Source organism: Vibrio sp. RE88 (genome assembly GCF_013113835.1).
In the GTDB taxonomy this organism is placed as follows: domain Bacteria; phylum Pseudomonadota; class Gammaproteobacteria; order Enterobacterales; family Vibrionaceae; genus Vibrio.
In genome coordinates, this window is sequence record NZ_VTYQ01000006.1 from 59,478 (window position 1) to 72,883 (window position 13,406).

The window sequence follows — 13,406 nt, forward strand, 5'->3', positions numbered from 1 at the left end:
TGAGAACTTTTGTATGGAAAAGCCTTGGTATAAGCAGTTTTGGCCCTGGTTTATACTCTCCTTAACGGTTGGAGTGTCTATATTAACTTTGGTTCGAGTCGCAATACTTACCAACCACTCAATTCACTTAGTGACTGAGGATTATTATAAAAAAGGTAAAGGTATTAACGTCGACATCACTAGAGTCAAAGTGACGAAAGAGTTAGGCCTTGATGCTACAGTTCGTTCCGAAGGTGACACTGTGGTGATTCAATTTGAAAAAGGCCAGTTAGAGCACTACCCTGCGATCACCGCTATGTTTGCTCACCGAACCCTTCCTGACCATGATTTCACAAAGCTTGTGACATCAGACGCTAGTGGTCAGTACCGACTTAAGCTTGATAACGAACTGCAAGGTCCATGGTTTATTGAGCTAACCCCACATGACGAGAAATGGCTAATCCAAGGCCGTGTAGAGTTCCCAGCATCGTCAGCAGTACAACTAACCAATTAAGAAACGTCTATGTGTAAATCCTGTTATCACTGCGGTGAAGATGTACCAGCCAACACGGATTTCAAAGTCGAAATTTTGGGTGACATACGCGATATGTGTTGTCCTGGCTGTGAAACGGTAGCTCAAACTATCGTCGATAGTGGATTGGTCTCCTACTACCAGTATCGAACAGCCCCTGCAGAAAAAGCGGATTTAGTGCCTGAACAACTTCAGGCACTGATTCATTATGACAACGAAGAAGTCCAATCTGAGTTTGTTAGAAACGCCGAAGACAAAGCCGAAGTGACCTTGTCACTAGAAGGCGTTTCTTGTGCCGCGTGTGCGTGGTTGATAGAGAAGCAAGTCTCAACTCGTACTGGCGTTCTCTCTATTCGAGTCAATACCACGACAAACCGTGCAATTCTGGCATGGGATAAAACCCAAACTAAACTCAGCGAACTGCTCTCTAGCATTCATCAGCTCGGTTACAAAGCTGCGCCGTTTGAAGCAGACAAACAAGAAGCCGCTTATCATGAATCCATGAAGCAATACCTTTATCGACTAGGTATTGCTGGCTTAGCAACAATGCAAGTCATGATGCTGGCTGTCGCACTTTACCTTGAAGTATTTGGTGACTTGGAGCCTGAGTTTAAAAGCTACTTTCGCTGGGTGAGTTTAATCTTCGCAACGCCGGTGATGCTTTACTCTGCCCTTCCATTCTACCTCAATGCATGGCGTAGTATTCGCAGCCGAACGCTGGGCATGGATGTTCCCGTCTCATTGGCAATGATCTTTGCTTACTTTGCCAGTTTGGTAGCAACAGTCACCGAGCAGGGTGAAGTCTTCTTTGAATCCATCTCTATGTTTGCGTTCTTCCTCCTCGTAGGTCGTTTTCTTGAGATGCGTGCTCGACGCAAAGCTGCCGCTGCCAGCGGTAACTTGCTCAAGCTCATCCCCGCCATTGCGACTAAGTTAGATGGCGATCAGGTTCCAGTTAAAACGCTTAAACTCGGTGACCAAATTCGCGTTCTTCCGGGCGAGCATGTTCCTGCAGACGGGAAGATCATCAAAGGACGTGTCCATATTGATGAGTCCATGTTAACTGGCGAGTCGGTGCCGGTAGTCAAGAATGTCGATGACTACGTATATGCTGGCACATTAAATGGTGAAGAGTCGTTCGAGCTAGAAGTGACTTCAACTAAAGCCGACTCGATGATTTCCAACATTGTCCGCTTACAAGACGAAGCGCAGTTGTCGAAGCCGAAAATCGCTCAAATTGCAGATGTTGTCGCTCGTTACTTTGTGGCGATTATTTTAGTAATTGCAGCAGGTACGTGGTTTTTCTGGCACCAGACTAAGCCAGATGACGCATTTTGGATCATGCTTTCAGTCTTAGTGGCTACCTGCCCTTGTGCGTTATCTCTAGCAACACCAACAGCATTAACCTGTGCTACCTCTCGAATGGGTAACCTAGGCATTCTTCTCCGTAAAGGGCACGTATTCGAAACACTCTGTAAGATTAACCACCTTATCGTTGATAAGACTGGCACGCTGACGCATGGCGACATCGTGATCAGCGAAGTAAATACCTTCTCTGATACCTCAAAAGAAGAAGCCTTAGCAATTGCAGCCTCACTGGAATCCCACGCAAACCACCCAATCGCGAGAGCTTTTAAGTCATATCAAAGCTTGGAAGTTCAGGTAAATGATGTAGAAAACATTATTGGCTCTGGCATTCAAGGTACTTACCAAGGCCAAAGCGTTAAGATCGGCAGTGCAAGCTTCATTTTGGGTGAGCAAGCACAAGCGGAACCTAATTCCGTGTATCTGTCCTTAGATGGCCAACATGTCGCTACCTTCACTTACCAAGACCCAATTCGAGCAGAATCTAAAACATTCATTGAACGCTTTAAGCAGGCGGGTATCAAGGTCACTTTGCTCACTGGTGACTCCCAATCTAACGCAGACGTCGTTGCCAAAGAGATCGGTATTGAGACAGTGGTTGCAGGTGCCAAACCTCAAGACAAACTGGAATACCTGCAAAACGTCGACGACAGCGATGTGACCATGATGATTGGAGATGGAATCAACGACGCCCCTACTCTCGCGGGTGCACATCTATCTGTCGCGATGGGTGGCGGTGCTGATGTGGCTAAAGCGTCTGCTGATATGGTTCTACTTGGCGATCAATTAGACCGTATTCTTGAAGCTCGTAAGCTCGCTCTGCAAACACGTAAGGTTATTCGTGAAAACCTCGCTTGGTCTCTCGGCTACAACGTTTTGATCTTGCCATTAGCCGTCGCAGGATTTGTTGCACCTTATTTTGCGGTTGTTGGTATGTCTGCGAGCTCAATTATTGTAGTATCTAACTCTCTACGCTTGCTCAAAGAACAAGGTAAATAAGATGGAAAGCCTTTATATTCTTATCCCAATCGCTATCGTTTTGGTCTGTGTCGCCATTGCAATCTTCCTCTGGGCAGTAAAAAGCGATCAGTTTGAGGATTTAGAGCGTCAGGGTCACAATATTTTGTTCGATGAAGATGAGAAAAACGAGAGCAAAACTAAATGACTCCAGACTGGTTAGGTGCCTTGCTGATCGGCGTTATCGGCGCGGGGCACTGTATGGGGATGTGTGGAGGCATTGCCTCCATGCTTACCATGGGGCAAGCCAATAGCTCGAAGTTGGTTCCTGTCTTCTACAACCTCGGTAGACTTATAAGTTATGCCATCATTGGTGCCATCGTCGGTGGTGCTATCTCTTCTATCGCTGAAGTCAGCACAATGAATAATGCGTTAACATGGTTAAGGCTAGGTGCCGCTGTGTTCATGATTCTATTGGCTTTCTATATCGGTCGATGGTGGCAGGGGCTGCTTTATGTTGAGAAGATTGGTCAGAAACTGTGGAAGTTCATCTCTCCAGCAGGTAAATCCTTACTGCCATTAAAATCCCCGCTCCATGCTCTTCCTTTTGGCTTTATCTGGGGCTGGTTACCGTGTGGGTTAGTGTACTCAACGTTAACTTGGTCTGCGGTATCTGGAAGTGCGTTAAATGGTGCTTTGATCATGTTGGCGTTTGGTGCAGGTACTCTACCTGCGATGCTGCTTATGGGCTTCGGCGCAACATATTTACACAAGCTGCAACAATCAACGATATTTCGTAACTTTGGGGCGTTATTGATCTTATCTTACGGGATCTACACTGCTTACGGTGCGGTAACTATATTGTCATTAACATGATATACCCCTGTTTTTCTACGGTTTTTTTAGCTACCCTTTAGTATTAATGAGTGCTAAAATATTGATGTATATCAAATCGTGAAAGGTTGTTATGATTTCTGAAAAGCCTGCAACAAAACGCATCCAATCCGGCGGATGTGCTATTCACTGTCAAGACTGTAGTATCAGCCAACTGTGTATTCCATTTACACTGAATGAGTCTGAACTTGACCAATTAGATCAGATTATTGAACGCAAAAAGCCAATCCAAAAAGGACAAGAGCTTTTTAAAGCGGGCGATGATCTTAAGTCTTTATACGCGATTCGTTCTGGCACAATCAAAAGCTACACCATCACAGAACAAGGTGACGAGCAAATTACCGCTTTCCACTTAGCTGGTGATTTGGTTGGTTTTGATGCCATTACTGGCGACCTACACCCAAGTTTTGCGCAAGCACTTGAAACTTCGATGGTGTGCGAAATCCCATACGAAATCTTAGATGACCTTTCAGGTAAAATGCCTAAACTTCGTCAGCAAATAATGCGTTTGATGAGTAACGAAATCAAAGGCGACCAAGAAATGATCCTGCTGCTATCTAAGAAGAATGCAGAAGAGCGCTTGGCGGCATTCCTATACAACCTGTCAACTCGATTCTCTCAACGCGGCTTCAGCCCTCGTGAGTTCCGTTTAACTATGACGCGTGGTGACATTGGTAACTACTTAGGTTTAACGGTTGAAACCATTTCTCGTTTGCTAGGTCGTTTCCAGAAATCAGAAATCCTCAGTGTTAAGGGCAAGTACATCACGATTCTTGATCATGATACCCTTATGGAACTGGCTGGCGTTTCAACAGAATCGTAATAACTTCAATGACGTAGCTCAAAACTGAGCTACGTCATACTTTTTTCACCTTCCTCACTGTTTTTCTAAAAATCTTCATCTAGCTAGGCTACATTAATCATATAACTCTCCCACTCCTAAGGAGTTACTATGAGTATCTATAACAAAATACTAGTTGTTGCTGACATCAATAAAGATGAACAACCCGCTTTAGCCCGTGCCATGCAGCTCGCTGCGAAAAGTCGTTCTCGTAGTCATGTGACTTTCTTCCTATCCATCTACGACTTTTCTTATGACATGACCTCAATGCTGTCTATCGATGAGCGTGACGCAATGCGGCGTGGTGTCATTGGCCAACGTGAGCAATGGATGCAAAACGTGGCTAAGCCCTACATTAACGAAGACATTGATTTTGAAGTAAAAGTCGTGTGGCACAATCGCCCGTATGAAGCCATCGTCGCTGAGACATTCGCAGGTAGCCATGACATTGTGATCAAGGGCACGCGTAAGCACGATGTTCTCGAGTCAGTGATTTTCACGCCGACTGACTGGCACTTACTCCGTAAATGCCCTTGTCCGGTGTTATTGGTGAAAAATGCAGATTGGCCTGAAGATGCCAGTATTCTCGCCTCTGTCCATGTAGGCTCTGAAAACGACACCCACTTAGGCTTAAACGACAGCATGGTCGAACAGCTCAAGAGCCTCACAGAACGCCTAGGTGCCCAACCCTATCTGGTTAACGCCTACCCTGTGACTCCTGCGAATATCACAATTGAACTGCCTGAGTTCGATCCGACAACCTATAGCGATGCCGTACGCGGCCATCACCTAACCGCAATGAAAGCGCTGCGCCAAAAGCATGGTTACGACGAGCAACAAACTATTGTTGAGCAAGGACTACCTGAAGACGTCATTCCTGAATCCGCTGAAAAGCTTAATGCAGCAATGGTTATCGTCGGAACAACTGGTCGAACAGGCTTGTCTGCTGTGTTTATCGGTAATACCGCAGAACACGTCATTGATAAAATCAACTGTGACGTTCTGGCTCTGAAACCTAAAGGCTATATCAGCCCATTAGACCCTAAAACAGCGGTATAACTTAGGACTTCGAATCCCCTCAAGGTAACTTGGGGGGATTTTTTATTGTCTTCTATTATTAGAACTGGCATCTGACTCATTTATCCGTATTATACGCACTTCATTTTGGTTTCATGATTGATTAAGACTGCAAGCGAATGACTGAGCAAACTCAAGAGCTAACAAAAGCTCAACAATACAACTTCAACAAGTTACAAAAGCGTATTCGTCGTAATACAGGCCAAGCGATTCAAGACTTCAACATGATTGAAGAAGGCGATCGCATCATGGTGTGTCTGTCTGGCGGTAAAGACAGCTTTACTATGCTTGATATTCTGATGAGTTTGCAAAAAAGCGCGCCGATTAACTTCTCGCTAATTGCAGTTAATCTAGACCAAAAACAGCCGGGGTTTCCAGGCCATATTCTTCCTGAATACCTAGAATCTTTAGGTGTTGAATACAAAATTGTAGAGGAAGATACTTACTCGATTGTTCAGGACAAGATCCCTGAAGGTAAGACGACTTGTTCTCTATGTTCTCGCCTGCGTCGCGGCATTCTATACCGCACCGCGAATGAACTAGGTGCCACTAAGATTGCTCTAGGTCACCACCGTGACGATATTTTGGAAACACTGTTCCTAAACATGTTCCACGGCGGAAAGATGAAAGGCATGCCACCTAAACTGGTCTCTGATAACGGTGAACACGTTGTTATTCGTCCACTTGCCTACTGTCGTGAAAAAGACATCATTAAGTTCTCCGACATGCGTGGTTACCCTATCATTCCATGTAACCTTTGTGGCTCTCAGCCAAACTTGCAGCGTCAGAATATCAAACAAATGCTAAACGACTGGGATAAACGCTTCCCAGGCCGCATTGAAAGTATGTTCCGTGCAATGCAAAACGTTGTTCCAAGTCACTTAGCGGACCATGAGCTTTTTGATTTTAAATCGATCGACAAAGACTCTGGTGTTATTAACGGCGGCGATATCGGTTTCGACAAAGAAGAAATGCCAAAGCAGCCTATTGTTGACGAAGATATGGTTCAGGAATTTGATCCTAGCTTACAACTTGATGTCACCAACATCTAAACGCATTTAGAATTAAAAAAGGGTCGCAGCAGCGACCCTTTTTGCATAAACACCCAGCGGATTAGTCCGCTTTAGGTAGGTAAGGCAGAACACGTGCTGTTTCTTGAGGCAGTGTCATCGTACCGCCTTCACCGATATCTGATAGTGCGACCTGCACTTTTCCATCAACGATGTCTTTGCTCGAACCGTTAGAGAATTCTACTTTTGAATTCAATTTATTAGCAAACTCAAGTGTCACCCCTTCTACATCTGGAGTAAACCAGCTTGCAAACATGCCACCCAAATCTTCAAGCATGGCCTGCATTTGCGGCATCAGCTTTTCTACATCAGCGTACGCGATCTCACCGTTAAAGGGTTCTTTCGTCATCACAACCATAGAGAAGTCACATCGCTGATCCATTGGCGTTTGAACAAAAACAAGTGGGTTAGCTGATTTAAGGTTGTTGTCCAGTGGAACAATCAATTCATGGTATGGCGAAGATTTCAGCTCTTCATAGTGTTCTTCTTTTTCCATCCACGCTTTCTCAATAACACAGTTTTGCTTTGTATCTGCATTAAGGAAGAAGAAACCAACTTTGACATCTTCATGCCCTTCTTTCACATTCTGCTTCATATGAGTGAAGAGCTTTGAATAGGTAAACATGTATTCTTGAGCAGAGACAGGTAACGCCGCAGCAGAAGTCACCGCGGCAGTTAAAAGGGCTAACGATAATTTTTTCATTGAATGTAATACTTATTTTTTAGTAAGGGTGTCTTCCCAGAACGCCTGATTGTGCCTGATCATTGCTTGTAAGTCCTTGACGTATGCCTCACCTCGCTCAGAGTATTTCAGCAGACCATTGGTCAACGCAATAGCAGCATCGGTATCCGTCAGGCTTTCACCTCTTAGATGGCGCTGGTAGCGAATCTCACGCAATTCTTCGTAGGCACGATTTCGGTTAACGTTCATAAAGTAGCCCTGTATGGACTGCTGTACAGAACTGAATTTTGCGACTTCATGTGTCATGCCCTCTCCCCGCTGTAACGGAACGAGACCACAACCCGAGCTATAACACCATTGGCCGAAATAATTGTTGGCTTGGGTGGCAAATCGTGACGTCCCCCAAGCAGATTCATTCGCGCCCTGCACTAGGACTAACGCTTCTGGAATAACGTCAACACGATGAAACATTTGATCAAGCCATTGCTGGCTAATTCCTTTGGAATCCAGCTCGACGTTATAGAGCTTTCCTAATCGCTTTGCATAACTCGTGTCATCATTGGAAAGCTGATCAGATTGGAAGTTAGCTTGTATTTTGTCTAATCGACTTCGCTCATTAAGAATTCGTTGATTTTCCAGAGCAATACCTGGGCGCAGATAGTCAAAAAATGTTTGTTTCTTTTCCGTCACATTGGTGATGGCTGAAAAGTCAGGCGCTTGACCTACAGAATGACCATCAAACGATATAGATTGCTCTGTCGTCTGGGCCTGCTTTCTACGCTCACGTTCCTGAGCTTCATTTTTCTCGTAGCTATAAAAACTACAGCTGGCGATTAGGCCAGCTGCAGCGATAGCAATGAATTCACTTTTACGCATTGAACACTTGTGAATCGTCGTCATTGTCATCCTCATCTTTCGGTCTGTCCGTTGCGACAACCTTGAGTTTGATACCGAACATATTGCGATAGATGATGCCCTTCACGTGGAAGAAGAACGGTAAAACAAAGATTAACCCCAGACCATAGAACATGGCTCCTGCCACGAACATTAACATAACCAATGAATAGATCCCTGCCAAAACAAAAATCTTTTTATTCACCGCACGTAAAGACAGTAATAAAGATTGCATTGGTGGGATCTGCTTCTCACAAATGAGAAGGATGGAATTGCTGAATGCAAGAGACAAATACATAGACAGAAACGGCAGGAGCATGCCTGCAATTCCTTGAAGCAATAAGCTAAACAAGGTCGCCAAAATAACAGGAACCGTATATTGAAGCCCTTTGCCAATATGGCGAGGCTTTGTTGATAAGCCAGCGGCATGGCTCATTGCCATTAAGCTAATACCTGCATAGATAGGTGCGCTCACTACTTCATAGCTGAAGTTTGCGACAAATATTGCTTGGATGATTCTTGGATCAAAGCCTTCAGGGTTTGTCACAGCATCAAGAATGATTGAAGGGTCACCGAGTTGCAGTTTTAACGCCACATAGAAAATCGCGAGTTGAACGACAAGCAAAATGATAATAGCGGGAGAAAACGACAAGAAGTTTTTGATCGTATGACCCCACGCTTCTCTGAAAACTTCCCCAGCTTTTAGTTCGTAGTTACCGGAAAGAGCACGTTCGACACTTCCACCTAAATTGAAATCTTTTTCAATGTCATTATTCATTATTGAATCCGGTGCTTAATGATTCTTCCACTAAGCTAACTTGTTGATTAAGAGTTATGTTGCGATATCCCGACATTATACTGAATCCTTTCCAAGTCCAAAATCGATTCACGCTCATCCGCTTGCTTTATTGCCTACATGGTTGATAATTGACCATTAAATGCGCAAGTAAAGCCAAAATTTGCCTTAGGTTTTCTATGTTTGAGGCATTAAATTTGTCTAAAAACAGTATGGTAAGGAATGTTTACTTTTACCTGCAAAATTTTTTGTGTTTCAAGGTAAGAAAATGCTTTGATTTCACACTTTTGGTGATTATGATGCGCGCCTCTAATTTGTGTAACTACGGGTCATTTTCTGTTGACCGATGTGGGAGAAAAACAGACGTTGAACGCTAAACAAGAAGCAGGACAACCAGTTATCCGTTTAACTGGCATCAGCAAAAGTTTCGATGGTAAAGAAATTATCGGAAATCTTAACCTCGATGTGAACCACGGCGAATTCCTAACGATTTTAGGCCCATCCGGTTGTGGTAAAACTACGGTATTGAGGATGATTGCTGGTTTTGAGGCCGCTGATAATGGCGACATCATTCTTGATAACCAGGATGTTACTCAAGTCCCTGCTGAACAAAGGCACGTCAACACTGTATTTCAAAGTTACGCCCTGTTCCCGCATATGACAGTGTTTGAAAACGTTGCATTTGGCTTGCGTATGCAAAAAGTGCCAGCAGCTGACATCGAACCGCGTGTGATGGAAGCGTTGAAAATGGTGCGCCTTGAGAAAATGGCTCAGCGCAAACCACACCAGCTTTCAGGTGGTCAGCAGCAACGTATCGCCATTGCGCGCGCTGTCGTCAATAAACCTAAGGTGCTACTGCTTGATGAATCTCTCTCTGCACTAGATTACAAACTCCGTAAACAGATGCAAATCGAGCTTAAACAGCTTCAGCGCCAGCTTGGCATCACCTTTATCTTCGTGACACACGATCAGGAAGAAGCTTTATCCATGTCAGACCGCATTATTGTTATGCGTGATGGCGTTATAGAACAAGATGGCTCTCCACGTGAGATTTACGAAGAGCCTAAGAACTTGTTCGTTGCCCGCTTCATTGGTGAAATTAACGTATTCGATGCAACCATGATTGAACGCATGGATGACAAACGAATTCGCGCTGAAATCGAAGGTGTGGAGTCGATTGTTTACTACGATAAAGAAGCACTAACCGGTGACAAACTACAAGTTCTGCTTCGCCCAGAAGATCTTCGCCTAGAAGAAATCAAAGAGTCCGAGCAAAAAGGGATTGTTGGCCACGTCACTGAACGCACTTACAAAGGTATGACGCTGGATTCTGTCATTGAACTGGAATCAGGCATGCGCGTTATGGTCAGCGAGTTCTTTAACGAAGATGATCCTGATGTGGACCATTCATTGGGCCAAAAAGTGGCGATTACTTGGGTTGAAAGCTGGGAGGTCGTTCTCAATGATAAGCAAGAAGCTTAATCTGCAGAACGCCATCATCACACTGGTCGTCGGTTGGCTAGCGCTGTTTGTGCTTGTGCCCAACCTAATGATTATTGGTACCAGTTTTCTGACTCGTGATGAAGCGAATCTAATTGAACTCACTTTCACGTTCGACAACTACATTCGCCTGATGGATCCGCTCTATGCGAAAGTGCTTTGGCATTCTTTCTATATGGCAATCATTGCAACTCTATTGTGTTTGGTGATTGGTTATCCTTTTGCTTACATCGTTGCGAAAATGCCTGAGAAATGGCGACCTATCATGCTGTTTTTGGTCATAGTGCCTTTTTGGACCAACTCACTGATCCGAACGTATGGTCTTAAGATTGTGCTTGGGACCCAAGGTGTCTTGAATAAGTCACTCATGGCAATGGAAATCATCGATAAGCCTATTCGTCTGATGTACACAGAGACGGCGGTGATGATCGGCCTAGTCTATATCTTACTGCCATTTATGATTTTGCCGCTCTACTCTGCCATCGAAAAGCTCGATAACACTTACATTGAAGCGGCGAAAGACCTTGGAGCAAACAAGTTTCAGACGATCACTAAAGTCATTCTGCCGCTTACCATGCCAGGTATCATCGGCGGATGTTTATTAGTACTTCTTCCTGCTTTAGGCATGTTCTACATTGCTGATCTACTCGGCGGGGCGAAAAACCTGCTTATTGGTAACGTGATTAAAAGTCAGGTTCTCAATGCCCGAGACTGGCCGTTTGGTGCCGCGACGAGTATCGCGCTCACTATTGCGATGGCGATCATGCTCTATGCCTACTATCGAGCAGGTAAGTTATTGAACAAGAAGGTGGAGCTAGACTGATGGGACGTACAGTTAGATTTAGCTTTATGGCGTTGGTGTATGCGTTCTTGTACCTGCCAATCATCGTATTGATCGTTAACTCGTTTAATGCCAATAAATTCGGCATGAAATGGGGAGGCTTTACCACTAAGTGGTACGAAACCTTAGTTAACAATGACAGCTTGATGCAAGCAGCTTGGCACTCATTGAATGTCGCTATTTTTTCAGCGACAGCAGCGACTGTGATCGGCAGCCTAACGGCCGTTGCCCTATTCCGCTATACGTTTAAAGGAAAAGGTGCAGTCAATGGCATGTTATTCGTTGTTATGATGTCACCAGACATTGTTATGGCGATCTCTCTGCTTGCGCTGTTCTTGGTATTAGGTGCACAACTGGGCTTTTTCACGTTATTGATTGCGCATATCACCTTCTGTTTACCTTTTGTTGTGGTTACGGTTTACAGCCGCTTAAATGGCTTTGATGTGAAGATGCTTGAAGCAGCCAAAGACCTTGGTGCTAGCGAATGGGTCATTCTCAAACAAATCATTCTGCCGCTGGCGAAACCTGCCGTGGCAGCAGGCTGGCTGCTGAGTTTTACGCTTTCTCTGGACGATGTCATCATCAGCTCGTTCGTGACCGGGCCAACTTATGAGATATTGCCACTCAAGATCTACTCAATGGTTAAAGTGGGAATCTCTCCAGAAGTGAATGCGCTGGCAACCGTCATGCTGATTGTGTCACTCATCTTAGTCGTGATTTCTCAGCTTCTGGCGAGAGAAAAAGTTAAATAGATTTGAATCTTCTTTCATGAAACAGAATGGCTTGATGTCATTCTGTTTTTCTATCGACCGCCGCTTATGCTCACGCGATTACTCAAGAGCATTCGGCAACGTTTGGTTTGGAGCTAACGTCAATGAAAAAATGGGCTACTTTTTTAGCTGGTAGTGCATGCGCGCTTTCACTGTTCTCAGGTTCAGTGCTCGCCGATGAAAACAAAGAATTGGTATTTATGAACTGGGGGCCATACATCAGTAGCAGCCTTCTGGAACAATTTACCAAGGAGACAGGTATTAAGGTTATCTACTCGACTTATGAGTCAAATGAAACCTTATACGCCAAGCTAAAGACACACAATCAAGGTTACGATTTGGTTGTACCTTCGACGTATTTCGTCGCCAAAATGCGCGATGAAGGTATGCTGCAAAAAATCGATAAATCGAAGCTAAGCAACTTTAATAATCTGGACAAAAACTATCTGGATAAACCTTATGACCCTAACAATGACTACTCTATCCCTCACGTAGTTGCGATAACCGGCCTAGCGGTTAACGCCGATATGTATGACCCGAACGATTTTCAGAGCTGGGCAGATTTGTGGAATCCAGAGCTTGAAGGTCAGGTCATGCTGATGGATGACACGCGTGAAGTGTTCCATATTGCACTACGCAAACTGGGTTATTCGGGTAACTCAACCAATCCGAAGCAAATCGATGAAGCTTACGCTGAGCTGCAAAAATTAATGCCTAACGTACTAGTGTTTAACTCTGATAATCCGGGTGCACCCTATATGTCAGGCGAAGTCGGCGTAGGCATGCTGTGGAATGGTAGTGCGGCGGCGGCTCAAAGTGAAGGTATGAACCTTAAACTGGTATTCCCTAAAGAGGGAGGAATTGGTTGGGTGGATAACTTTGCGATTTCATCCGGTGCAGTAAATGTAGATGCAGCGCATAAGATGATCGATTTCCTTCTAAGATCTGAAATAGCTGAGCAAATCTCTCGTGACACTGGCTACCTAACCGCCGTTGAAGCGTCGAACGCGAAGTTTAAAGATGTTGCCCCGCTCTTCCCTTCTCAAGAAGATCTAGACCGTGTTGAATGGCAAGATGCTGTTGGCGATCTGACAGTGAAATACGAAGATTACTTCATGAAGCTGAAAGCGGGTCAATAAGCATTCATTTTCTTCGAAATAGGCAGCATTAGCTGCCTATTTTCGTTATTGGCTGATATAATTCTTTTC

14 protein-coding genes are annotated in these 13,406 nt (G+C 44.6%); 11 read left to right on the forward strand and 3 right to left on the reverse strand.

Annotation, left to right across the window (positions count from 1 at the left end):
• Positions 1-13 precede the first annotated feature (13 nt).
• The 7 genes from F0265_RS15190 to ttcA all read left to right on the forward strand — a co-directional run bounded on the left by F0265_RS15190 (position 14) and on the right by ttcA (position 6,697).
• Positions 14-493 carry a FixH family protein gene (locus F0265_RS15190; RefSeq protein ID WP_171749529.1) on the forward strand — a complete coding sequence of 160 codons (480 nt, stop codon included), beginning with the start codon at positions 14-16 and terminating at the stop codon, positions 491-493.
• A gap of 9 nt (positions 494-502) precedes the next feature.
• Positions 503-2,875: a heavy metal translocating P-type ATPase gene (locus F0265_RS15195; RefSeq protein ID WP_171749530.1), complete on the forward strand. Its 2,373-nt coding sequence runs from the start codon at positions 503-505 to the stop codon at positions 2,873-2,875.
• Between the two features lies 1 nt (position 2,876).
• Positions 2,877-3,041, forward strand: a complete 165-nt coding sequence (gene ccoS / locus F0265_RS15200) for a cbb3-type cytochrome oxidase assembly protein CcoS (protein ID WP_006962265.1) — start codon at positions 2,877-2,879, stop codon at positions 3,039-3,041.
• A complete protein-coding gene (locus tag F0265_RS15205) occupies positions 3,038-3,709 on the forward strand; it encodes a sulfite exporter TauE/SafE family protein (RefSeq protein WP_065740080.1) in 672 nt (223 codons plus the stop codon). Before ccoS ends, F0265_RS15205 begins: the two co-directional genes overlap by 4 nt.
• Before the next feature lie 91 nt (positions 3,710-3,800).
• On the forward strand, positions 3,801-4,550 hold the full coding sequence (locus F0265_RS15210) for an FNR family transcription factor (RefSeq protein WP_006962268.1): 750 nt from the start codon (positions 3,801-3,803) through the stop codon (positions 4,548-4,550).
• 129 nt (positions 4,551-4,679) lie between these two features.
• Positions 4,680-5,627, forward strand: coding sequence for a universal stress protein UspE (gene uspE / locus F0265_RS15215; RefSeq protein ID WP_006962270.1), 948 nt, complete (start codon positions 4,680-4,682; stop codon positions 5,625-5,627).
• A 137-nt stretch (positions 5,628-5,764) separates the two neighbouring features.
• Complete coding sequence (gene ttcA, locus F0265_RS15220) at positions 5,765-6,697, forward strand: tRNA 2-thiocytidine(32) synthetase TtcA (protein WP_006962272.1); 933 nt, start codon at positions 5,765-5,767, stop codon at positions 6,695-6,697.
• Positions 6,698-6,758: 61 nt separating this feature from the next.
• On the opposite strand, the gene F0265_RS15225 is transcribed toward ttcA, so the two are convergent.
• From F0265_RS15225 to F0265_RS15235, 3 genes are read right to left on the reverse strand one after another with little or no spacing between them, the layout of a single operon-like run.
• Complete coding sequence (locus tag F0265_RS15225; protein ID WP_171749531.1) at positions 6,759-7,418, reverse strand: DUF2987 domain-containing protein; 660 nt, start codon at positions 7,416-7,418, stop codon at positions 6,759-6,761.
• A 12-nt stretch (positions 7,419-7,430) separates the two neighbouring features.
• A complete protein-coding gene (locus F0265_RS15230) occupies positions 7,431-8,273 on the reverse strand; it encodes a glucosaminidase domain-containing protein (protein WP_171749742.1) in 843 nt (280 codons plus the stop codon).
• Positions 8,266-9,069: a hypothetical protein gene (locus F0265_RS15235; RefSeq protein ID WP_171749532.1), complete on the reverse strand. Its 804-nt coding sequence runs from the start codon at positions 9,067-9,069 to the stop codon at positions 8,266-8,268. The genes F0265_RS15230 and F0265_RS15235 overlap by 8 nt, the downstream gene beginning before the upstream one ends.
• Before the next feature lie 366 nt (positions 9,070-9,435).
• Here F0265_RS15235 and potA point away from each other — a divergent pair, with 366 nt between their 5' ends.
• The 4 genes from potA (at position 9,436) to F0265_RS15255 (ending at position 13,337) form a co-directional block, all read left to right on the forward strand.
• Positions 9,436-10,569 (forward strand): spermidine/putrescine ABC transporter ATP-binding protein PotA, encoded by a 1,134-nt coding sequence (potA, locus tag F0265_RS15240; protein WP_171749743.1) that lies wholly within the window; start codon positions 9,436-9,438, stop codon positions 10,567-10,569.
• The gene (potB, locus tag F0265_RS15245; RefSeq protein WP_006962283.1) at positions 10,550-11,410 is read left to right on the forward strand and encodes a spermidine/putrescine ABC transporter permease PotB; all 861 of its coding nucleotides are present in this window, start codon (positions 10,550-10,552) and stop codon (positions 11,408-11,410) included. The genes potA and potB overlap by 20 nt, the downstream gene beginning before the upstream one ends.
• Positions 11,410-12,180 (forward strand): spermidine/putrescine ABC transporter permease PotC, encoded by a 771-nt coding sequence (gene potC, locus F0265_RS15250; protein ID WP_006962284.1) that lies wholly within the window; start codon positions 11,410-11,412, stop codon positions 12,178-12,180. Before potB ends, potC begins: the two co-directional genes overlap by 1 nt.
• 122 nt (positions 12,181-12,302) lie before the next feature.
• Positions 12,303-13,337: an extracellular solute-binding protein gene (locus F0265_RS15255; RefSeq protein ID WP_171749533.1), complete on the forward strand. Its 1,035-nt coding sequence runs from the start codon at positions 12,303-12,305 to the stop codon at positions 13,335-13,337.
• Positions 13,338-13,406: the final 69 nt, after the last annotated feature.